At 71.3% G+C, this 22,820-nt stretch carries 15 protein-coding genes; 7 read left to right on the top strand and 8 right to left on the bottom strand.

Annotated elements, in window-relative coordinates; genetic code table 11:
• Positions 1-39: 39 nt before the first annotated feature.
• From ACWEN6_RS37815 to ACWEN6_RS37805, 3 genes are all read right to left on the bottom strand, one after another.
• Positions 40-1,284: an ABC transporter substrate-binding protein gene (locus tag ACWEN6_RS37815; RefSeq protein ID WP_354846939.1), complete on the bottom strand. Its 1,245-nt coding sequence runs from the start codon at positions 1,282-1,284 to the stop codon at positions 40-42.
• 71 nt (positions 1,285-1,355) lie between these two features.
• Positions 1,356-2,072: an ABC transporter ATP-binding protein gene (locus ACWEN6_RS37810; protein ID WP_354920968.1), complete on the bottom strand. Its 717-nt coding sequence runs from the start codon at positions 2,070-2,072 to the stop codon at positions 1,356-1,358.
• Complete coding sequence (locus tag ACWEN6_RS37805; RefSeq protein WP_452576785.1) at positions 2,059-2,817, bottom strand: ABC transporter ATP-binding protein; 759 nt, start codon at positions 2,815-2,817, stop codon at positions 2,059-2,061. The genes ACWEN6_RS37810 and ACWEN6_RS37805 overlap by 14 nt, the downstream gene beginning before the upstream one ends.
• Positions 2,818-3,323: 506 nt before the next feature.
• Between ACWEN6_RS37805 and ACWEN6_RS37800 the strand changes: the two genes are divergently transcribed.
• From ACWEN6_RS37800 to ACWEN6_RS37785, 4 genes are all read left to right on the top strand, one after another.
• A complete protein-coding gene (locus ACWEN6_RS37800) occupies positions 3,324-4,712 on the top strand; it encodes a tannase/feruloyl esterase family alpha/beta hydrolase (RefSeq protein WP_452576784.1) in 1,389 nt (462 codons plus the stop codon).
• Between the two features lie 187 nt (positions 4,713-4,899).
• Positions 4,900-6,771, top strand: coding sequence for a flavin monoamine oxidase family protein (locus tag ACWEN6_RS37795; RefSeq protein WP_452576783.1), 1,872 nt, complete (start codon positions 4,900-4,902; stop codon positions 6,769-6,771).
• Positions 6,772-7,409: 638 nt separating this feature from the next.
• Positions 7,410-8,717, top strand: a complete 1,308-nt coding sequence (locus tag ACWEN6_RS37790; protein WP_452576782.1) for a sensor histidine kinase — start codon at positions 7,410-7,412, stop codon at positions 8,715-8,717.
• Between the two features lie 342 nt (positions 8,718-9,059).
• Positions 9,060-10,526, top strand: coding sequence for a sensor histidine kinase (locus ACWEN6_RS37785; RefSeq protein WP_452576781.1), 1,467 nt, complete (start codon positions 9,060-9,062; stop codon positions 10,524-10,526).
• 39 nt (positions 10,527-10,565) lie between these two features.
• Here the strand turns inward: ACWEN6_RS37785 and ACWEN6_RS37780 are convergent, their stop codons facing one another.
• The 4 genes from ACWEN6_RS37780 to ACWEN6_RS37765 all read right to left on the bottom strand — a co-directional run bounded on the left by ACWEN6_RS37780 (position 10,566) and on the right by ACWEN6_RS37765 (position 17,331).
• Positions 10,566-11,633, bottom strand: coding sequence for an LUD domain-containing protein (locus ACWEN6_RS37780; RefSeq protein ID WP_452576799.1), 1,068 nt, complete (start codon positions 11,631-11,633; stop codon positions 10,566-10,568).
• 271 nt (positions 11,634-11,904) lie between these two features.
• Entirely contained in the window at positions 11,905-12,810 is a 906-nt protein-coding gene (locus tag ACWEN6_RS37775) for a GNAT family N-acetyltransferase (protein WP_354846960.1), read from the bottom strand.
• A 68-nt stretch (positions 12,811-12,878) separates the two neighbouring features.
• Positions 12,879-14,426 carry a ThuA domain-containing protein gene (locus ACWEN6_RS37770; protein ID WP_452576780.1) on the bottom strand — a complete coding sequence of 516 codons (1,548 nt, stop codon included), beginning with the start codon at positions 14,424-14,426 and terminating at the stop codon, positions 12,879-12,881.
• A gap of 76 nt (positions 14,427-14,502) precedes the next feature.
• Entirely contained in the window at positions 14,503-17,331 is a 2,829-nt protein-coding gene (locus ACWEN6_RS37765) for a carbohydrate-binding protein (protein WP_452576779.1), read from the bottom strand.
• A 653-nt stretch (positions 17,332-17,984) separates the two neighbouring features.
• Here ACWEN6_RS37765 and ACWEN6_RS37760 point away from each other — a divergent pair.
• The 3 genes from ACWEN6_RS37760 to ACWEN6_RS37750 all read left to right on the top strand — a co-directional run bounded on the left by ACWEN6_RS37760 (position 17,985) and on the right by ACWEN6_RS37750 (position 21,605).
• On the top strand, positions 17,985-19,487 hold the full coding sequence (locus ACWEN6_RS37760; protein WP_452576778.1) for a discoidin domain-containing protein: 1,503 nt from the start codon (positions 17,985-17,987) through the stop codon (positions 19,485-19,487).
• A gap of 277 nt (positions 19,488-19,764) precedes the next feature.
• Positions 19,765-21,087 carry a lipase family protein gene (locus ACWEN6_RS37755; protein WP_354920991.1) on the top strand — a complete coding sequence of 441 codons (1,323 nt, stop codon included), beginning with the start codon at positions 19,765-19,767 and terminating at the stop codon, positions 21,085-21,087.
• Between the two features lie 176 nt (positions 21,088-21,263).
• The gene (locus ACWEN6_RS37750) at positions 21,264-21,605 is read left to right on the top strand and encodes a hypothetical protein (protein WP_452576777.1); all 342 of its coding nucleotides are present in this window, start codon (positions 21,264-21,266) and stop codon (positions 21,603-21,605) included.
• A 51-nt stretch (positions 21,606-21,656) separates the two neighbouring features.
• Here the strand turns inward: ACWEN6_RS37750 and ACWEN6_RS37745 are convergent.
• Positions 21,657-22,820: vitamin B12 dependent-methionine synthase activation domain-containing protein (locus ACWEN6_RS37745; protein ID WP_452576776.1), on the bottom strand; the 1,164-nt coding region annotated here is incomplete at its 5' end.

The raw sequence follows: 22,820 nt of genomic DNA, 5'->3' as shown, positions 1-22,820 counted from the left end.
GGCGCGCGGGCCGGGGGGTGCCGGCGCGCCCGCCGGGGATCAGAGCTTGCAGGCGGGGCTGACCGGCTGGAACGCCTGGTCGGCCGGGATGGTGCTGAGCACCTTCTCGTAGTCCCAGGGCTCCTTGACCTCGCCGGCCGGCTTGACCTGCGCCAGCGAGACGTCGTGCAGCAGCAGGTGGTCCTGGGCGCGGATGGTGGCGTTCTTGGCGAAGGCGTCCTCGAACTTGTAGCCCTCGAGCTGCTTGACCACCGCGTCGGGGCCGTCGGTGCCGGCCCGCTGCACGGCCTCCAGGTACTGGGTGGCGGCCGAGTAGTTGGCGGCATTGGGGAAACTCGGCCGCTTGTTCGCCTTGGCCTGGAACTTGTCGGCCCAGGCGCGGTTGTCCGGCGTGGCGTTCCAGTACCAGGCGTCGGTGAACTTGGTGCCGGCCAGCGCGTCCGGGCCGAGGGAGTGGATGTCGGTGATGAACATCAGCCCGACGGCGAGCCCGACGCCCTTGTCGCGCAGCTTGTACTCGTTGTACTGCTTGACCAGGTTGACCAGGTCACCGCCGGCCTGCATGGCGCCGAGCACCTGCGGCTTGGGGTCCAGCCCCGGGGCCTTGAGCAGGAAGGTGGAGAAGTTGTCGTTGGGGAACGGCGCGGGGTCGCTCTGGATGACCTTGCCTCCGGCCCCGGTGACGGCGGCGGTGAAGTTCTTCTGCATGTCCTGCCCGAAGGCGTAGTCGGGGTAGACGATGTACCAGTTCTTCGAGCCGTCCTTGGTCACGGTGTCGCCGGTGCCGTGGGCCAGCATGTAGGTGTTGTACCCATAGTGGAAGGTGTACTTGTTGCACTGGGCGCCCTCCAGCTCGGTGGTGGCGGCGCCGATGTTCATGTAGATCTTCTTCTTGCTCTTGGCGACGCCCGCGACGGCGAGCGCCGCCGCCGAGGAGGGCACGTCCAAGATGACGTCGGCCTTCTGGCGGTCGTAGAGCTCCTGCGCCTTGGAGTTGGCCACCTCCGGCTTGTTCTGGTGGTCGGCGGACACCACCTCGACGTCCTTCACGACGGCCTTGTCGCCGTACTTGGCCTTGTAGTCCTCGACGGCCATCTGCACGGCCGTGACGCTGCTCTTGCCCGACAGGTCGGCGTAGACCGCCGACTGGTCGTTCAGCACGGCGAGCACGACCTTGCCGTCGCTGATCTTGTCCCCGCTCCCCCCGCCGCCCGGTCCGCCTGCGCAGCCGGCGAGCGTGGCTCCCGCCGCCACCAGGGCGGCGGCTCGGCCCAGAGCTTTCATATGTCTCTCCTTGCGATCTTTTCCGGGGCGTGGAACTCCGGGGGGTGCGGATGCCGGGCGGCGGGCCCGGGTCAGATGCCGAGGTGGTCGAGCAGCTCGTGCTCGCGGGCGCGCATCTCGTCGTTGTCCAGCGACTCGACGACCCGCCCCTCGGCGAGCAGGTAGTGGCGGTCGGCGACCGTCAGGGCGAAGTGGACGTTCTGCTCGATCAGCAGCACGGTCGTGCCCTGCCGCTTGACCTCGCGCAGGATGTCGCCGATCTGCTGGACGATCAGCGGCGACAGCCCCTCGGTGGGCTCGTCGCACAGCAGCAGCCGCGCCCCCATCCGCAGCACCCGCGCCAGGGCGAGCATCTGCTGCTCGCCGCCCGACAGCTTGGTGCCGGGGAACGCGCGCCGCTCGGCGAGGCGGGGGAAGGTCTCGTAGACCCGCGACAGCGGCCAGGGGTCGGGGCCGACGCGCGGCGGCAGGGTGAGGTTCTCCTCCACGGTGAGCGTCGAGTACACCCCCCGGTCGTCGGGGACGTAGCCCAGGCCCTGCCGGGCCCGGCGGTGCGCGGGCAGCCGGGTGATCTCCTGGCCGAGGAACGAGACGCTGCCCGAGTAGCGGCCCTGCAGGCCCATCAGGCAGCGCAGCAGCGTGGTCTTGCCGGCGCCGTTTCGACCGACGAGCGTGACGATCTCGCCCTGCCCTACCTGCAGGGACACCTCCCGTAGCACCTGGGCCTCGCCGTACCAGGCCGACAGGCCGCCGACGGCCAGCAGGGGGGCGGTGTCAGTCCTCGGCATGGGGGTCTCCCAGGTAGGCGCTGATGACCCGTGGGTCGTGGCGGATCTCGGCGTACGGCCCCTCGACGAGCACTCGGCCGCTCTGCAGGACGGTCACCCGGTCGGCCAGGCTGGACACGACGCTCATGTTGTGCTCGACCATCACGACGGTGCGCCCGGCCCGCACCTTCCTGACCAGTTCCACGGTGCGGTCGATGTCCTCGACGCCCATGCCGGCGGTCGGCTCGTCCAGCAGCAGCACGCGGGGGTCCAGTGCGAGGGCGAGGGCGAGCTCCAGCGCCCGCTTGTGGCCGTAGGCGAGGGTGCCGGCCGGGGTGCCGGCGTGCGCGCTCAGGCCGACCTCGGAGAGCAGCTCGGCGGCCCGATCGGCGTACCGGTCCAGCAGCCGCTCGGTGCGCCAGAAGCGCCAGGTGAGCCCGGTGGCGCCGGCCAGGGCCAGCTCCAGGTGCTCGCGCGGGGTCATCTGCGGGAACAGGCTGGTGATCTGGAAGGACCGGGCGACGCCGAGGCGGGCCACCTGCTCGGGCCGCCGGCCGGTCAGGTCGCGGTCGCCGAGCATGATGCGCCCGGCGGTGGGCTTGAGGAAGCCGGTCAGCAGGTTGAACAGCGTGGTCTTTCCGGCCCCGTTCGGCCCGACCAGCGCGTGGACGCTGCCCTCGGCGACGTCCAGGTCCACCCCGTCGACGGCGCGGAAGCCCCGGAACTCTTTGGCCAGGCCCTGCGCCCGCAGGACGGGACCGTCCATCTGGCCTTCCTCCTCGTCGTCTCGATCCGGCATCGCCGCCCCCGTCCCGGCCGGTGCGCGGTGTTACCCGCGGATAACCTGGCGGTTAACGGACGAAGTCGTTGTGACGCGGAACACTAAGTGAGCCGGCGGGGCCGTTCCATGTGGCGCCGGCACACAATCTCCGCCGCGAAGACGGGTTCGCGTCACATGTCCCGCAGGTCAGGGGGCACGCCACCCCGTCCGGTGCGCGTGTGTGTGGGGCCGCCACGTACGCCGGGCTCCCCCGGACGGAGGGCGCGGCACGCCGGATGGCGGTCCGGCACGGCGCCGGGCGGGAGGTCTCATGGGGGCGCCCGACATGATCGGCCGGGCGATTGTGGGGACGGGGGACGTGGCCCGGCCCACAACCGATGAGCACCATGGCGGACACGCTCGGGCCCGATGTCACCCGCGTTGTCACCCGCGATGCCACCCCGATGTCACCCGAGTGTCGCCGATATCGCCGCCTATGTGAGGAGCCCCCCATGCGATCCTTCCGACGACGCCCGGGCCGGCCGCCGGGCCTGGCCGCGGCCCTCCTGGCCGGCGCGGCACTGCTCGGGCCGGTGCCCGCGGCCGCGGCGGCCGTCGCCCCCTGCCCGGGACTGAACCGGATCACGGTGCCCGGGGCCGAGAAGCAGATCTCCGCCTCCCTCACCGACCTGACCACGGCCGCCACCGTCGCCTCCGGCCACTCGGTCGCCGCCGACTTCGCCGGGCTCACCTCGGCCGGCGCCAAGAACCCCACCGGCGTGCCCGGCGCGCAGATCGACGGCTACTTCCCCGACTCCTCCACCTTCAACACCGCCCACGGGTGGAACCACGACAGCCAGTTCGTGATCCGGCTGCCCGAGCACTGGAACGGCGGGCTGGTCGTCGCCGGCACCCCCGGCGTGCGCCGCCAGTACGCCAACGACTACGCCATCTCCGACTGGGTGCTGGCGCGCGGCTACGCCTACGCGGCGACCGACAAGGGCAACAGCGGCGCGACCTTCTACCAGGACGGCGTCAGGCCCGGCGACGCGCTGGTGGAGTGGAACACGCGGGTCACCCAGCTCACCCGCGCCGCCAAGGCCGTGGTCGCCCAGCGGTACGGCCGCGCACCGCGGCGCACCTACGCCGCCGGCATCAGCAACGGCGGCTACCTGGTGCGCTGGCAGCTGGAGAACCACCCCGAGCTCTACACCGGGGGCGTGGACTGGGAGGGCACCCTGTGGCGCGAGCAGGGCCCGAACCTGCTGGACTTCCTGCCGCCGGCCCTGCGCGAGTACCCGAAGTACGCCGCCACCGGCGACGCCGCCGCGCACGACGCGATCATCGCGGCGGGCTTCGCGCCCGGCTCGGAGCCGCTGTGGGACTACCACGCCAAGGTGTACTGGGACCTCACCCAGCGCATCTACCGCGAGGAACTCGACCCCTCCTACGACGGGGCGGCCGAGGCCGGCACGCCGTTCTGCGCGCCCGGGACGCCGGCCTGCGACGCCGACTACGACTACGCCTCCCGGCCCAGGGCCGTGCACTGGGCGGTCGGGCGCATCGCGCTGACCGGCCGCATCGGCCGGCCGCTCATCACCCTGCACGGCACGCTGGACACCCTGCTGCCGATCACCGAAGACTCCGACGTCTACGACGAACTGATCAGGGCGCGTGGCCGCGACCGGCTGCACCGCTACTACCGCATCGAGGGCGGCAACCACGTCGACGGTCTGTACGACGCCCAGCCGGGGCTGCTGCGGCCGATCCTGCCCTGCTTCCGTGACGCCTTCGAGGCTCTGGAGGGCTGGACGACCCGCGGCGAGGCGCCGCCCGCCGACGCGACCATCCCGCGCCCGGCCACCGGAGACCTCGCCAACTCCTGTTCCCTCACGGGCTGACGCCCGCGTCGGCGGCGGCGCACTTCACCGCGAACGCGGCTGAAACGGGCGCCGTCCGCCGATCGGTTGGGACGCCAGATCGGCCGGCGTGGCGCGCCGCGCCGGCCGGCGCGCTCCCCCACCGGAAACTCTCCGTGGTCATTTCATCACCCCCCGGTTTCCGGTCTCAGTCAGGGAGCACAATCGGATGACAACCATCGACCGCCGCGGGTTCGGGCGGCTGGCCGGACTCGGCGCCGCCGGGTCCCTCGTGGGCGCCGCCCCCGCCGCGCCCGCCGCCGCCTCCGCCACCCCCGTCCTTCCCGCGGCCCCGGCCCGCGGCCCCGCCGCGCCGAGCTGGCGCACCTGCCTCGACGTGGCGCGCGACCTGCTGCTCGTCGGCGAGGACGGCTCGGACCTCAAGCTCTCCTACCTTCGGGTCCTCATCGACACCGGCCTGCCCAGGGCCCGCAGGCCGAAGAAGGTCCTGATCATCGGGGCGGGCATCTCCGGCCTGGTGGCCGCCACGCTGCTGAAGCGGGCCGGCCACCAGGTCACGGTCATCGAGGCCAACGGCAACCGCGTCGGCGGCCGCATCAAGACCTTCCAGACCGGCTTCGCCGACCCCGCCCAGTACGCCGAGGCGGGCGCCATGCGCGTCCCGGACTTCCACCCGCTCACGCTCGCGCTGATCGACAAGCTGGGCATCCCGCGCCGGCCCTTCTACAACGTGGACGTGCGCCCGGGCTCGGCCCCGAGCGGCCCGGTCCCGCCCGTCGTCTACACCTCGCGCCGCGGCCGGGTGTGGCGCTCGGGCCCCGGCAGGGGCGAGTTCGTCGCGCCCCGGCGGCTCAACCACACCTGGATCCACGTCAACGGCATCCTCCAGCGCCGCGACGAGTACGCCGCCGACCCGCGCAGGATCAACGCCTCGTTCGGCCTGAAGGACCGCAGGACCACCGCCGACATCCTCGACCAGGCGCTGGACCCGGTGCGCGACCACTTCTCGGTGGTCCGTGGCGGCAAGCGGGCCGACAAGCCGCTCCCTGAGCTGATCAAGGGCTGGGCGCGGGTGCTGCACGAGTTCGACGGCTACTCGATGCGCCGCTTCCTCACCGAGCGGGCCCATCTGAGCGAGGCGGCGATCGACGCCATCGGCACCGTGGAGAACCTCACCTCGCGGCTGCCGCTGGCGTTCATGCACACCTTCCTGACCAGGAGCCTGGTCAACCCGTCGGCCACCTACTGGGAGATGGCGGGCGGCAGCCGCCTGCTGCCCTACCGGCTGCAGGCCGATCTGCGGCAGGAGATCCGCATGGACCGCCGGGCCGTGCGCATCTCCACCTCCGGCGGCGGCGTGCGCGTCGAGACGGTCACCGAGAAGGGCAGCGACGAGTCCTCCTCGGCGCCGCAGGCCAGGGCCGAGACCTTCCAGGGGGACGTGGCGATCATCACGGTCCCCTTCCCTGCGCTGCGGCACGTCGAGATCGCCCCGGCGCTGTCGTACCCCAAGCGCCGCGCGATCATCGAGCTGCACTACGACTCGGCGACCAAGGTGCTGCTGGAGTTCCGCAAGCGGTGGTGGGAGTTCGAGGAGGAGGACTGGAAGCGCGAGCTCGGCGCGCGCTACCGCCCGGGTCCGGTGACCCACGTGACCGGCGGCGGCTCGGTGGCCGACAACGCCAACCGGTTCACCTACTACCCCTCCCACCGGGTGCCGGGCAGCGAGGGCGGCGTGGTACTGGCCAGCTACGTGTGGGCCGACGACGCCTCCCGGTGGGACTCCATGGACGACCGCGAGCGGTACGGGTACGCGCTGCGGGGCCTGCAGGAGGTGCACGGCGACCGCGTCGCCGAGTTCTACACCGGGCACGGCCAGACCCAGAGCTGGCTGCGCAACCGGTACGCCTTCGGCGAGGCGGCCGTCTTCCTGCCCGGCCAGATGACCGAGATCCACCCCGCGATCGCGGTGCCCGAGGGTCCGCTGCACTTCGCCGGGGAGCACACCTCGCTCAAGCACGCCTGGATCGAGGGCTCGCTGGAGTCCGCCGTCCGCGCCGCGCTGGAGGTCAACGGCTGACGCCCGTCACCGGCGGCCCACCCGTGCGCCCGTTCCAGGCTCCGCGGGTGGGCCGCCGGCGGCGTTGACCGTCCTATTGCCTGTCGCGGGAATGGCAAAGGAAATGCCACGCGAAGGTGAAGTAAAGTCCGTTATATCGTCATGCGCATCCTTACAACACGGCGACATTGGCCAAATTGGGCTAACCGGTCTTGTAAATCGCCCATAACGTGATAACTTGAGTCTTTCCAGATAACCAACGATTATGCCGCCCGTAATGAACATGACGGGTGCGGCACGGACAGGCCTGGCCCGGCTGGAGGAGGGCGAGATTTCCGATGGAGTTCTCTGAGCAGCACCTCCGTCCCTCCCGTCCCGTCCGGCCGCCCCACGCGACCGGCCACCCGCGAACTTCGGGAACCCGAACGCCAACTACTATGGAAAGCGCTTTCCGTCTCTTGCATGCCCGGGGCAGACCCGCCGCAGCTGAACCCGTGGAGAGCAGGATGAAAGAGTCACCCGGTGATCCGCATCCGCGAACCGCATGGCGCATTCGCACGCGCGCGCTGATCCGCCCGCGCTCCATTCGCGGGCGGATCACCGCTTTGGTCGCCCTCCTCGCCGCCCTCCTGCTCATACCTTCGGGGCTGCTGGCCGGCATGGTTGCACATCAGTCCGTGGGCGGTGACACCTGGACGGCCGCACGGCGGGAGTCGGCGATCGTGGCCGCCGCCGATCGCCTCGGCCAGGTCACCGGACCCATCGGCCGGCACGTGCCGGGGGTGACGCTGGTCCAGGTGGTCGCCCCCGGACACCGGGTGATCGCCGCCTCGTCCATGGCGCGCGGGCTGCCGGCGCTGACCCGCGTGTGGCCGACGCCGCAGGAGCCGCAGCAGGACGTGCACACCTGCGCGCAGGCGCGCCTCGGCTGCGTCAACCTCTCGGCGCGGCGGGTCTCCGCCGCCCCCGACTCCCACGTCGTGTACGCGGGCAGCACCGCGCCGGCGGAGAGCATCACCGGCGTCATCGACTGGATCTTCGTCATCCAGGGCGTCGCGCTGATCCTGCTCGCCATCACCATGGCATGGAAGGTGACCGGCCGGACGCTGCGGCCGGTGGAGGCCATCCGGGCCGAGCTGGCCGCGATCAACGTCAACGATCTGAGCACCCGCGTCCCCGAGCCTCCCGGCTACGACGAGGTCGCCCGGCTCGCCCACACCATCAACGGCACGCTGTCGCGGCTGGAGCACGCCAAGGACGGGATGCAACGGACGCTGGACCATCAGAGGCGCTTCGCGGCGGACGCCTCGCACGAGCTGCGCACCCCGGTCGCGGGCCTGCGCGCGCAACTGGAGGAGGCCCAGCTGCATCCCGAGGACACCGACCTCAAGGAGCTGCTGAACCACTCCCTGCGGGACGTCGACCGGCTGCAGGCGATCATCGCCGACCTGCTGCTGCTGGAGAGGGTGGGCGCGGGTCCCTCGCAACCAGGGACCGGTCTCGACCTGGCCGACGTCGTCCGCTCGGAGGTCGCGCGACGCTCCGACCCGCACCATGTGCGCCTGGAGCTGGTCCCCGGCGTGAGGGTCGAGGCCGTGCGCACCCATATCGGCCGCGTCCTTGGCAACCTGATGGACAACGCCGCGCGGCACGCCAGGGGGACGGTGACCGTGACGGTCCGCCGGACGGGCGACGCCGCCGAGCTGATCGTCGACGACGACGGCGATGGCGTCGCGGTCGAGGACCGCGAGCGGATCTTCCAGCGGTTCACCCGGCTGGACGCCGCGCGCAGCCGGGACAAGGGAGGCACCGGACTCGGCCTGGCCATCGCGCGCGACCTGGCGCGGACCCATGGCGGCACGATCACGGTGGACGCCTCCCCGCAGGGCGGCGCGCGGTTCGTCGTCCGTCTGCCGTTGTCCCGGGACAACGCGCACGACCCTTCTCTACCGGGCAGCAGAGTGTGAGGAACGCGCGATCCCCGCCGGCCCGGAGGCTCAGAGCGGGTGCGGCCTCCGCGCCCGGGTGTGACAGGGGGTGCGCTTGACCGGTACGTGACATCACACCACTAGTCTTTTGTCTGGTTTGCACCCTTTTGGGGCTTCTGCTATGTTGGCTGTAGCCCTAGGAGACATCCGACGGGCCGTGCGGCATCACCGCCGTCCGTTCCCCGGGCCGCCGCACAGTTACGGCACCACGCCGTACCCCCTCCGGTGTCCCGCCCCGGAACTTCCGCCCGATCGGGCGCATCCCCCCCATCGCCCCTAGTGACCGGCGCCGCCGGTCACCGCGAGGAGGAGTCGCGTCCCATGAGATCGTCCTTCCGGCCCCCCGGGCGCCGCGTCCCCCGGCCGTGGCGCCCCCGGTCGATACGCGGGCAGGTCACCGCACTGGTCGCCCTGCTGTCGATGCTGCTGCTCGTCCCCTCCGGAGTGCTGGCCGGAATGGTCGCGCGCCAGGAGCTGGCCAACGCCGGCTGGCTGGACGCGCGCCGCGCCGCCGGCCTGATGGCCGCCGCCGACCGGGCCGGACGGCTGCACGACCCGGTGGTCACCAGCAGCGTGCCGGGCGTCAACGTGGTCCAGGTCGTCGCCGCCGACGGGCGGGTCCTGGCCTCCTCCCCCGACGCGCGCGGCCTGCCGCCCCTGTCCACCCTGCGGCCGACGGCCGACGACCCCCAGCGCGACGTGCAGACCTGCGCGAACACCCGCCTGGGATGCGTCCGCCTGTCGGCGGTGCGGGTCAGCGCCGACGACGATTCCACCGTCGTCTACGCCGGCGGGCCCGTCCGCACCGTCATCGCGACGGGCGTGTTCGACGCGCTGTTCGCGGTGCAGGTCGGGGTGCTCATCTCCATCGCCATCTGGGCCGCGTGGAAGATCACCGGCCGGACGCTGCGGCCGGTCGAGGCCATCCGCGCCGAGCTGGCCGCCACCAACGTCAACGACCTGAGCAGCCGCGTCCCCGAGCCGGCGGGCGACGACGAGATCTCCCGCCTGGCCCGCACGGTCAACAGCACGCTGGAACGCCTGGAGAACGCCAAGGGGCGCATGGAGCAGGCCCTTTCCGCCCAGCGGCAGTTCGCCTCCGACGCCTCCCACGAGCTGCGCACCCCGGTCGCCGGCCTGCGCGCCCAGCTGGAGGAGGCCAAGATGCATCCCCAGGACACCGACCTGGACGCCCTGCTGGACCGCACGCTGGGCGACGTCGACCGGCTGCAGGCCATCATGGCCGACCTGCTGCTGCTGGCCAAGATCGGCGGGACGCCGCCGGCGATGGGCGAGGTCGACCTGTCGGAGACCGTCCGCATGGAGGTCTCCCGCCGCGCCGACCGGCTCCCCGTCCGGCTGCGGCTGGCCAGGGCGACCATCGTCCAGGGCGTCGACACCCAGATCACCCGCATCCTCACCAACCTGCTGGACAACGCCCAGCGGCACGCCAGGAGCGCGGTGATGGTGGAGGTGCGCCACGACGACCGCCACGCCGAGCTGGTGATCTCCGACGACGGCGACGGCATCGCCGAGGCCGACCGGGAACGCATCTTCGAGCGGTTCACCCGGCTGGACGCCTCCCGCTGCCGCGACCGGGGCGGAACCGGCCTCGGCCTGGCGATCGTCCGCGACATCGTGCGCGCGCATGGCGGCACCATCGGCGTGGACACCGGCGACGCCGGAGGCGCCCGCTTCACCGTCCGCCTCCCCCTCCACCCCCGCCCCTCCGACGCCCGGGCTCCCTCGGGGACCACGATGAGCCTGGCCGCCTTCTCCGCCCACTGACGGAGGTGAGGGACCCGGCCATCGGCGACTCCCGGTGTCTCAGAATCCGATGGCCTCGCGCAGCAGCAGGACGGTGCCGCGCCCGGGGTGAGGTTCGGCGTTGAGGATGAGCAGGCGGTTGACGGCGCTGGGCTGCCCATAGGCCTGCTGGGCTCGGACGGTCTCCAGCGGGAGGGCGTGCTCCTCCACGCGGCGGAGGGCGGTGCTCAGGTCGGGCACGATCTTCTGCGCGCCGACGATCCAGATCGCGTGGGCGGCGCCGCCCGCGTAGGCGGGCAGCTGGCTGCCACTCGCGGAGGGGATCACCAGGGAGCCGGTCTCGGTGACCGCGGCGACACTGCCCACGACGACGTCAGGGCTGGCGAGCAGCCGGCGGATGTCGTCGGCCTCGGTGACGCGATCCATGCTAAGCAGGCGCGGCCTGAAGCCCTGATATCGCCCGCCGGCGTTGATGTCCTCGTCGATGCCGGACAGGCGCAGGGTCTCGCTGGCCGCGGTGAACACGCCGGTGCCCGCGGGGATCAGCTCTTGGACGCGGGTACGCGCGGCGGCGGCGTCGTCGAGGATCTCGACGGTGAAACGGTTGGCCCTCAGCGCGGCGGCCGCCCGCTCCAGGCGCTCCGCGGATGCCGGTTCGGTGAAGGACCCGTCCCCGGCCGGCGGGCCGGCGACCGTCTGCGGCACGTCGGGGGAGCCCGGGAGCGGAGTGGTGTCGAAGTACCTCACCTCGAAGACGCGTTCGGCGAACTTCCAACCGCCCGGAGTGCGCTGGTAGCGGTCGTGGAACAGGGCGTAGTTGAGAATCGAACCGCCGTCGCGCAGGCGCCCGAGCTCGAAGATGTAGGCGCGGCCGGACGCGATGTCGCCGTCGAACTCGACCGCGCCCGGGTGCGTGGTCTGCACGAAGTACTCCCACGCCTGCCCCATCCGCCCTGTCCCGGCGCGGATCTGCTCCCGGCCGACGTGCTCGATCCCCGCGTCAGGGATCCGGTACACGGCGTCGTCGGTGAACAGCGACACCAAGCGGTCGTGGTCCCCCATCATCGCCGCGTCGGTGAACTCGCCCCGTAGCGCCTCGATCTCGACGCGGTCGGCGATGGCCTGCATGTTGTTCACGGGTTTCCTCTTCGTCGAGTCGCAGGGTGTGGACAGCGGTACTCACCAGCACCCCGGCTCAGCGATGTCATCGGCGATGTCAACGGTGAACCCTGTGCCGCGGTGGCTGTCACACCTGACCGACGAGCAGGCTCGGCACGCCGGGACGCCCGCAGAACGTGACGTGCGTCACTCCCGTCCGGCGCCCGCGGCGCGTGCCGGCACATCGGCCGCGAGATGGGCAGGCCTTCTCGGCTGACACCCGACGCGCGCGCTCGAACCGTCAGCCCAGGTCGGGATGGGGGAGGTAGCGGTCGAGGCGGATCGCGGACGGGTCGGTGGCCATGAGGGTGTCCATGTCGTCGATCCGCCAGCCGGCCCGCACCAGCCGGGGCAGGATCGGGTGCGCCCCGGGCACGGCCACCTGGACCTCGTCGACGCCCGGGTGCGCGGCGACGGCCGCGGACAGCGCCTTGGCGCAGTCCTCCGGGGTCTCCCCGCCCGCCGGGCCCATCTCCAGGTCGCCGCCCTCGGTCACCCGGGCGAAGGCGTACCCCGTGCCTGTGGTGTGGACGGTGACCCCGGGCAGGCCCGCGTACCAGGACAGTGACCCGGCCCGGTCGCCGCCCGCGAGCCCGGCGTCCAGCATCGCGGCCTCCCGCACGTCCGGCCGGTCCCCCCGCGCGCGGGCCGCCCGGCGAACGGGCCGCCCGTCCGGCGCCGATGCCCGGGGCGTTTCGGGCGCGTCGGGGCGGGCGGAGCCGGGGGTGAAGGTGAGATAGAGCAGCGGGCAGACCGGACGCATGCCCTGTCTGACGTACAGGGCCAGGGCCCGGCCGTCGTCGGAGGCGAAGGTGACCCCGGGCGTGCCCGGCGGCAGCAGCAGGGCGAGGATCTCCCGGCCGATGCCCGACGACTGGTGCTCCGGCAGGACGAACAGGTCACCCAGATGGGAGACCCGGGCCCGCCGGAGGATCCCGCCGAAGCCCACGACCCGTCCGTCTGCCTCGCCGACGACCAGCGCCCCGAACTCCCGCTCGGCGTCCAGGAAGTCCGGCATGTCCGCCCAGTCGTCCAGCAGTTCGTAATGCGCGGCCACCTCCCGCACGCCCGGCATGTCCGCGTCCGTCGCGACCCGCACCACCGATCCGCCCATCACCGCGCCCCACCTGCCGCTATTCGCCACCACCCGCCCACCTTAGAGCGCCGGTGAGCCCCGCTCCCCCAAGGCGGGCGGGCAGCGTGTCGCGGCAGGTGTCACTTGGTGAGGGTGAAGGTGTCCACGTCGAACAGCGAGCCGGAGCCGCCGGTGAACACCAGGAACACCGGCCCGGACGCCGAGCCGGTCAGCGTCGTGGACACGGTGGTGAAGGTGTCCCAGCCGCCGGTGCTCGCGACGTTCACCGAGCCCAGCAGGGTGCCGGTGGCCGAGCCCGAGCGGATCTGGATGGTGCCGCCCGCGCCGCCCGAGGACACCCGCGAAGAGAACCCGGTCGCCCCGGCCGTGCTCACCGACGCGTACCCCGCCCAGTCGCCGTTGTCGATGTACCCCACCGTCTTGCCACCGCTGGCCCCGGCGTGACCGGCGACCTGCACCCCGGACTGGGAGGTGAACGCCTCGCCCTCGACCGGGGCGGCGGCGCTGGAGCGGGTGATGGTGAAGGTGTCCACGTCGAACAGCGAGCCGGAGCCGCCGGTGAACACCAGGAACACCGGCCCGGACGCCGAGCCGGTCAGCGTCGTGGAGACCGTGGTGAAGGTGTCCCAGTTCCCCGTGGACGGAACCTGCACCGACCCCAGCAACGTGCCGGTCGCCGACCCCGAACGCACCTGGATCGTCCCGCCCGGACCACCCGAGGACACCCGCGCCGAGAACCCGGTCGCCCCGGCCGTGCTCACCGACGCGTACCCCGCCCAGTCGCCGTTGTCGATGTACCCCACCGTCCTGCCGCCACTGGCCCCGGTGTGAGAGGCCGCCTGCACCCCGGACTGGGAGGTGAACGCCTCGCCCTCGACCGTGGTGGAGCCGCCGGGGTTGCCGGTCGGCGGGGCGCAGTTGGCCTGGACGGCGCCGGCCGCGTACTTGATGCCGCCGAGCAGCAGGTTGCGGAAGGCCGGGTCGGCGTAGGACTCGATGGTGTGGCCGAGACCGGTGTAGAAGGAGCGGCCGGACTGCTGCGGGTGGCACCAGGTGATCGGGTGGTCGCCGCTCATCTCGCCGCCGCTGTAGGTGGACTCGTCCAGGCTCTGCAGCACGTGGACCGAGGCGCGGGGGTTGGTGCGGTAGTTGTACCACTCGTCGGTGCGCGTCCAGGTGGCCGCCAGTCCCGAGGTCGCCGGGTGCGTGCGGTCCTCGTTCTTCACGGTCGCCTGCTGGATGGCCGGGTGGCTCTTGAACCAGGCGCCGACCAGGCCGCCGTAATAGGGCCAGTCGTACTCGGTGTCGGCGGCGGCGTGGACGCCCACATAGCCTCCGCCGCCGTCCACGTAGGAGGTGAAGGCGGTCTGCTGGGCGTCGTTGAGGACGTCGCCGGTGGTGCTGAGGAACACCACCGCCTTGTACTGGGCGAGGTTGGCCGCAGTGAAGGCGGCGGCGTCCTCGGTCGCGGTGACCGTGAAGCCGTTGGCCGTGCCGAGGTCACGGATGGCCTGGACGCCGGTGGGGATGGAGTCGTGCCTGAAACCGGCCGTCTTGGAGAAGACCAGCACCTGGTAGTCGGCCGCGTACGCGGCGGACGGGACGAACTGGGCGGCGATCACCGCGGTGGCGACCAGCGCCAGTCCGCGGCGGATGACGTTGAGCATTTCTGTCCCTAGGGGTCGGCGGGCCGTCGGCGCGGCGCGGGCACGTTCGCGAGGTGCCCGCGCCGCGCCGGTCCGGCTAGCGGGTGATGGTGAAGGTGTCGACGTCCAGCAGGGAGCCGGAGCCGCCGGTGAAGACCAGGAACACCGCCCCGGACGCCGAGCCGGTCAACGTCGCGGAGACCGTGGTGAAGGTGTCCCAGTTGCCGGTGTTGGCGACGTTCACCGAACCCAGCAGGGTGCCGGTGGCCGAGCCCGAGCGGATCTGGATGGTGCCGCCGGCTCCGCCGGAGGACACCCGGGCGGAGAATCCGGTGGCGCCCTGCGTCGTCACCGACGCGTACCCGGCCCAGTCGCCGCTGTCGATGTAGCCCAGCGTCTTGCCGCCGCTCGCGCCGGCGTGGTCGGCCGGCTGCACGCCGGACTGGGAGGTGTAGGCCTCGCCCTCGACCGTGGTGGAACCGCCGCCGGTCCCGGTGCCGAAGGTGAAGGCGTCCAGGTCGAACAGGTTGCCCTGGCCCGTCGGGCCCTTGAAGACCAGGTACAGCGTCGTGGTCCCGGACGGGGCGTTGGTGATGGACGCGCTGACGTCGGCGAAGGTGTCCCAGCCGCCGGTACTGGCGACGTTCACCGAGCCGAGCAGCGTGCCGGTCGCCGATCCGGCCCGCACCTCCAGGGTGCCGCCGGCGCCGCCGGAGGAGACCCGGGCGGTGAAGGTCTTGGCGTTGCCCAGGGCGTAGGGCGTGAAGGAGATCCAGTCGCCGTTGTCGGTGAAGCCCACGGTCTTGGCCCCCTCGGCGCCGGCGTGGTCGGCGAGCTGGACGCCGGACTGGGCGCCGTAGTGCTCGGCCTGGCGGTGCCGGGGCTGCAGGGTGCGGACGTTGTGGGTGACCAGGCCGCCCTTGTCGGTGTAGGCGGCGTCGAACACGCCGTAGATGTTGGCCGCCGCGTCGTGCTCGCCGTCGGTCGGGACGACCATCGAGCCGCTGCAGCCGGTCTTGGAGGTGATCTGGTGGCGGTGGCTGTCATGCCCGAGCAGGTAGGTGAGGCTCGCCCGGGTGCAGTCGATCGTGCCGTCCTCGGGGTCGGTGACCGTCATCTGGTACGGCACGGTGTCACCGAAGGAGAACAGCTGGCCGTCGATGGGCTGGGTGAGCGTCACCGTCGGCGCGGTGTTGCCGACCGTGATGACGACGCTCGCGGTCCCGGTGAGCCCCTGCGGGTCCCTGACGGTCAGCGTCGGGGTGTAGGTGCCGTTGGTGGTGTAGGTGTGGCTCGGGTTGGCCGCGGTGGAGGTGCCGCCGTCGCCGAAGGTCCACGAGTAGGTCAGCGTGCCGCCCTCGGGGTCGGAGCTGCCGGCGGAGGAGAAGGTCACGGCCAGCGGGTTCGGCCCGGAGGTCTTGTTCGCCGAGGCCTTGGCGATCGGGTTGCGGTTGGTGCCGCCGATGTACTCCACCCGGATCAGGGCCTGGTTGTCGCTGCCGGTGCCGTAGTCCAGCACGTACAGCGCGCCGTCGGGGCCGAAGGCCATGTCCATGACCTGCGTGCCGGTCCAGGGGAAGTCGCCGATGTCGCCGGGGGTGCCGTCGGACTTCACCTCGATCGCCTTGATCCACCGCCGGCCGTACTCGCCGGCGAAGTACCGCCCGTTCAGCGACTGGGGGAACTTCACGCTGGAGTTGAGCGCGGCGTCGTACCGGTAGACCGGGCCGCCCATCGGCGACTCCGAGCCGCCGCCGAACTCCGGCGGGGAGCCGGCGTCGCCGCCGTACTTGATCCAGCTCGGCTTGGCCGGGGGCAGCGTGGTCAGGCCGGTGTTGCGGAAGGAGTTGTTGGTCGGGCCGTTGGCGCAGTCGTACTTGGCGAGGGAGGGGCCGCTGGGGAAGGTGTACTCGTTGTAGGTCTCGCTGGTGGTGTTGGTGCCGGTGCAGTACGGCCAGCCGTAGTTGCCCGGGCCGGTGATGCGGTCGAACTCCACCTGCCCGCTCGGGCCGCGCGAGGCGTTGGTGCCGCCGGCGTCGGGGCCGTAGTCGCCGAGGTAGACGATGCCGGTGGCCTTGTCGACCGACATGCGGAACGGGTTGCGGAAGCCCATGGCGTAGATCTCCGGGCGGGTCTTGGCCGTCCCCGGGGGGAACAGGTTGCCCGAGGGGATCGTGTAGGTGCCGTCCGCCTGCGGCTTGATGCGCAGCACCTTGCCGCGCAGGTCGTTGGTATTGCCCGCGGAGCGCTGCGCGTCGAACTGCGGGTTGCGGTCGGTGCGCTCGTCGATCGGCGCGTAGGCGTCCGACTCGAAGGGGTTGGTGTCGTCGCCGGTCGTCAGGTACAGGTTGCCCGCGGCGTCGAAGTCGAGGTCGCCGCCGACGTGGCAGCACTGGCCGCGGTCGTTGGGCACCTTGAGCACGACCTTCTCGCTGGTCATGTCGATGGTGTCGTCGGACTTGAGCGTGAACCGCGACAGGTGCAGCTCGCCCTTCCACTGGTCGAAGTCGGCGGCGGTGCCGTTCTTGGGCGCGTCGCCGCCGGGCGTGCTCAGCTTGGGCGAGAAGTACAGGTAGATGTACCTGTTGGTGGCGAAGCCGGGGTCGGCCGCGACGCCCTGGAGCCCTTCTTCGTCGTGGGTGTAGACGTCCAGCCTGCCGGCGACCTTGGTGTTGCCGGCGGCGTCGGTGACGCGCACCGTGCCGTCGCGGGCGGTGTGCACCACCGAGCGGTTGGGGAGCACCGCGAGGGACATGGCCTCGCCCAGTTCGGCGCCTCCGGTGGCCAGGCTGACCTGCTGGTAGTCGGAGGCCGGGATGACCGAGGCGTGGGCCGCGGGGCCGGTGGCCGTGACCGTGGCCGCGCCGCCGACGACCAGCGAGATCGTGGCGAGCAGCCGTGCCCACGGCCGGGGACGTGGTGACATGGGAGTCCTTTCCTGACTTGGGGGGGAGTCAGGCAAGGCGCGCGCCGCCGCGCTTGCTGTCGGTCGTGCGGTGTCGTGAGGTTGTGGGTGACGCCTTCGGAGGGTGCCGCCTCCGGCTCGTGCGGTTCGTTGAGCAGGACGATGTCAACGGTTCCGCAATAATCGGATTGACCTTCGCAATTACCTGTTATAGAGCTGCCGGGCTGCGCAACCTCCCAACGACCGATGCCGAGGCGGCCTCGGGGCGAAGTCTTGAATGGAGTTCTAACACGGACGCACGGCGCCGTAAATCCCCGCTGCTCCACTGCTTCTCGCAACGGGCGTGAAACCTGACATCACCCCGGCCCGGCTCGGCGCGTTACAGAAGTGTTACAGACGCGATGGACTCCGGGCTTGCATCGGATGGGAGAGCGCTCTCTAATAGTCGGAAGGCATCGCAAAATCGCCTACTCTTCTTGCAACTTGCTCGATGATCGTTGCAAAAGATGAGCAGATGTCGCTCCATCGAGACTCCCGTCCGGCCGGCCGCCCCGATCTGTGCCGGGGCCGTCCCCGCCGACTTCGGCCTCGCCATGGTGGTGCCGCAGGCGCGGCCGGGCGGACGGGCACCCTCGTCCCGGCGAATCCCCCTTCGACGCGAGGAGTCACCATTCATGCGTAACTGGCGCCGAGCGACCGCGGCCGCCGTCCTGCTGGCGGCGTCGCTGCTGACGTCGGCCCCGGCGGGCCCGGCTCTGGCCGCCGCGGCCGCGCCCGTGGCGGCGGCCGTCCACACCTCCGCCGACGTGCACCTGTTCTACTACCCGTGGTACGGCTCCCCCGCCGTCGCCGGGAGCTACCGGCACTGGCCGCAGGGCGGCCACACCCCTCCGGCCGACATCGGCGCCGACTACTACCCCAAGCTCGGCCCCTACGACTCCGGCGACCTGTCCGGCGCCGTGGACCAGCACATGCGGTGGATCCAGCAGTCCGGCGCCGGCGTGATCGTCTACAGCTGGTGGGGCCAGGGGTCCTACGAGGACCAGCTCGCCGCCGGCGTGCTCTCCGCGGCCGCGCGCTTCGGGGTCAAGGTGGCCTGGCACCTGGAGCCGTACACCGGCCGCACCGCCGCCTCGACCGTCGCCGACATCCAGTACATCAACTCCCGGTACGGCGGCAGCCCGGCGTTCTACCGCGACGAGGCGCACGGGCGGCGGGGCGCGTTCTACGTGTTCGAGAGCCTGCGCGTCACCGACTGGTCCGCGCTGGACCAGGTGAGCTCCAGCAGCATCGTCCTGGCCCAGACCACCGACACCACCAAGGTGGCCCACTTCGGCGGCATGTACACCTACGACGGCATCGCCGGCGCGACCGCGCCCGGGTGGAAGGGCGCGAGCGACTACTGCAAGGCCAACGGCCTGATCTGGGCGCCGTCGGTCGCCCCCGGCTACATCGACGACCGGGCGGTGCCGGGCAACACCACGCCCACCCTCGGCCGCGCCGGCGGCGCCACCTACGACACCGAGTGGCAGAACGCCCTGACCCAGGGCGAGCCGAGCTGGGTCTCGGTCACCTCCTTCAACGAGTGGCACGAGGGGTCGGTGATCGAGCCGGCCACCTCCACCCCGCCGTCCGGGTTCGGCTACCAGACCTTCGACGGCGCCTACGGCAGGACCGGCGCCGCCGCCGAGACGGCCTACCTGGACCGGACCAGGTACTGGGTGGACCGCTTCGCCGGGACGAGCACCCCTCCCCCCGGCACCGACCTGGCGGCGGGCAGGCCGATCAGCGCCACCAGCCACACGCAGGGCTACGTCCCGGCCAACGCCAACGACGGCAACCCGGGCACGTACTGGGAGAGCGCCAACAACGCCTTCCCGCAGTCGCTCACCGTGGACCTGGGCGCCGTGACCGGCGTGTCCCGAGTCGTCCTCGCGCTGCCGCCTTCGTCCGCCTGGGGAGCGCGGACGCAGACGATCGCGGTGCTGGGCAGCCAGAACGGCACCTCGTACACCACGGTGGCGGCGGCGGCCGGCCGCCGCTTCGACCCGGCGACCGGCAACACCGCGACGATCACCTTCCCCGGCACCACCCAGCGCTACATCCGGCTGACCTTCACCGGCAACACCGGCTGGCCGGCCGGGCAGGCGGCCGAGCTGCGGGTGTACGCCGCGTAGGCCGGGGCGGGCGTCCCCCCTCCACCGCCCATCGGCGGGCCTCCCTTCCCGGAGGCCCGCCTTTCTCGTCATTCATCCGCCTTTCCGCCGCACTCGGGCGGGTAGCTGGAAATGAGTTTGCGCGGCGATGGGATTTGGCCGGTGATGTCCAGGAAATTGTGAGGGACAGTGCGGTTCTCCGGGTGCGCGGGAAAACGCGTGTGATGACGACGCCGTCCGCCTGTATGGAGACCGTGGAACAGTCCGATGCACCGTCGCCGACGGGAAGGTGTGTGGCGTGGCAAGCGTGGATACCACCAGGAACAGTCGCCAGTCGGAGAAATCAGTTGCGGGCACCGTGGGCCAGGCGAACGCCGGAAAGGTGGTGAGCGGCGGCAGGAAGCCGGACTCGCCCGCGGGCGCGTTCCCCACGGTGGAGTGGGAGCACAGGATGCTCGACGTCACGCAGGCCGGAGGCCCGCGGTCGCAGGACGTCAGGGCGCCCAGCTACGAGGAACTCCGGCCCTTCGGGCACCGCGAGACCGCGGGATTCCCGGTCTACAAGAACCTAGAAAGGCGGCTTCTGGAGGCCGGTGGCCATCCCGACCCGGAAATCGCGCATGTTCTCGCCACCTGCGCCGCGTACGCCTATTCGGACGCCAGGACGCTCTCCATGATCATGGCGAGAATGGGCCTGGAGGACAATCACTGCCAGATGATCCAGACGTCGGTCGACGCGATGCTCATCTGCTCGACCGCCTTCCTCATCCAGAGCAAGAGCGGCCGGGTCGCCATTCTGTGCTACCGCGGAACAGAGCCGCTCAATTTCATCAACTGGCTGAGCGACATCGACGTCGAGCCCGAGCGCATCGGCTACCAGATCGGGGACCCGCGCGCCACCGTGCACGCCGGCGTCTACCGCAACGTCCGGGCGACGCGGTACGAGGTCATGAACATGCTGCGGCGCGCCTGCGACCGCCAGGGAACCCACCCTCCGCGCGGCGACGGCGCCTCCCAGGTCCACGACTCCTACGGCTCGCCGCCGGCGGAGGGCAACCTCGAGGCCCTCTACGTCACCGGGCACAGCCAGGGCGGGGCGATGGCCGCGCTCATGGGCGTCATGCTGCGGCACGAGCGCAAGTACAAGGAGGCGCTCGGCGACCGGCTCAGGGCCGTCTACACCTTCGGCCAGCCCATGATCGGCGACCCGGCCTTCGCCGAGGCCTGCGAGCGCGACGAGTTCCTGCGCGAGCACGTCATCCGGTACGTGTACGACAGCGACATCGTGCCGCACCTGCCGTCCACCGCGTCGGGACCGTTCCGGCACTTCGGCCGCGAGTACCACTACCGCGTCCCGCACCTGCGCAACAGCCTCATCGACACCCTCACCCGTCCGAGGTGCGCCCCGCAGTCGAGAAGGGGCCAGTGGGAGACCAGGAGGCGCCCGACCTCGCAGATGCCGGGCCTGCTCGGCCTGCCTATGTCGGCGCTGTCCTTCATCGCCCGCAAGTTCGAGGCGACGCGCTCGCTGCCGGCCGTCTACTCGGTCGACGACCACCTGCCGCAGCACTACATCGCGGCGCTCACCCCGGCGGGCGTCACCAACGAATACGGCGACTGACCGGAGTACACGACGACCGACCGGTCACGCGGATCGCCGGCCCGCTCGACGGGACCGGCGATCCGCCATGTGCGGACCGCGGGACACGCCACGCCGGGCATCTCCGCCCACCGCGACCATATCATCACTCTCCGTTACGATGATCGTGGTGTCGATCCACAGTGGAGGAGAATGCCATGCGACGTGCCATGTCCGCTCTGAGCGCCCTGCTCGCCACCGCGCCCCTGACCCTCGCCGCTCCCGCGCCGGCCTCCGCCGCGACCGGGACGCTGGTCGTCGAGGGCGACGAGGTGCCGCGCACGCGGCTGGTGAATCCCGCGCCCGGGTGCTACGCGCTTCCCTGGTTCCCGCTGTTCACCCGTGCCACCGTGGTCAACTCGACCGACGCCGACGTGATCCTCTACTCGGGCGAAGGCTGCAAGGCGGGGTTGCTGCGCGCCGCGACCAGCGTGCGCGCGGGCACCACCCGCGAGCGCACGCTCAGCGGCACGCACAGCATCCTGGTGCAGAGCACCTGACGAGACGTCCACACGCTTCGAGGTGGACGCTGGAGCATGCGGGCGTCTCGCTCAGACGTTGAAGTATTTGGCTTCGGGGTGGTGGACGATCAGGGCGGAGGTGGCCTGTTCGGGATGCAGCTGGAACTCCTCCGACAGGGTGACCCCGATCCGGCCCGGATCCAGCAACTCGAACAACTGACGCTGGTCCTCAAGATTCGGACACGCCGGATAGCCGAAGGAGTACCGGCAACCGGCGATGTTGACCTTCAACATGTCCGCCAGCGCCTCATCACCACCGATACCCAGCTCCGAACGGACCCGGGCATGCCAGTACTCGGCCAGCGCCTCGGTCAACTGCACCGACAACCCATGCAACTCCAGATAATCCCGGTAGGCGTTCTTGGCGAACAACTCCCCCGTCGCCGCCGAGATCGCCGACCCCATCGTCGCCACCTGGAACGCCACCACATCCACCTCCCCGGAATCTTTGGACCGGAAGAAGTCCGACAGGCACAGATGCCGATCACGCCGCTGCCGCGGGAAGGAGAACCGGGTCCGCTCCCCACCGGTGTCGGCGTCCAGGATGATCAAATCGTCGCCGTCCGACACGCACGGGAAGTAGCCGTAGACCACCGCGGCCTGCAGCAGATTCTCGGTCTGCAACCGCTCCAGCCACATCCGCAGCCGCGGCCGCCCCTCGGTCTCCACCAACTCCTCATACGAGGGCCCGTCCCCGCCGCGGGCGGCCTTCAGCCCCCACTGCCCCATGAACGTGGCCCGCTCATCCAAGAACGCGGCGTAATCGCCCAGCGCGACGCCCTTGACCACCCGCTCCCCCAGGAACGGCGCCACCGGGACCGGGTTGTCGGCCGCCACATCCGAACGCGCCGGCAACGCCTCCACCGGGGTGCGTTCCAACGTCGCACCCGCCTTGACCCGCCGAGTCCGCAACGGCGGCAACTGCGCCCCCGCCACGCCGCGTTTGACGTCCATGAACGCATCCATCAACCGCAGACCCTCGAACGCGTCCCGCGCGTAACGCACCTGACCGTTGAAGATCTCCGCCATGTCCTGCTCCACGTAGGCGCGGGTCAACGCCGCGCCGCCGAGCAGCACCGGGAAACGCGAGGCGATCCCGCGGGAGTTCATCTCCTGCAGGTTCTCCTTCATGATCACCGTGGACTTCACCAACAGCCCCGACATGCCGATCACATCGGCGTCCTTCTCCTCGGC

The organism is Sphaerisporangium sp. NPDC004334 (assembly GCF_053602655.1).
The sequence above is the reverse complement of the archived record's forward strand: the minus strand, read 5'-3'. Positions and strand labels throughout refer to the sequence as shown.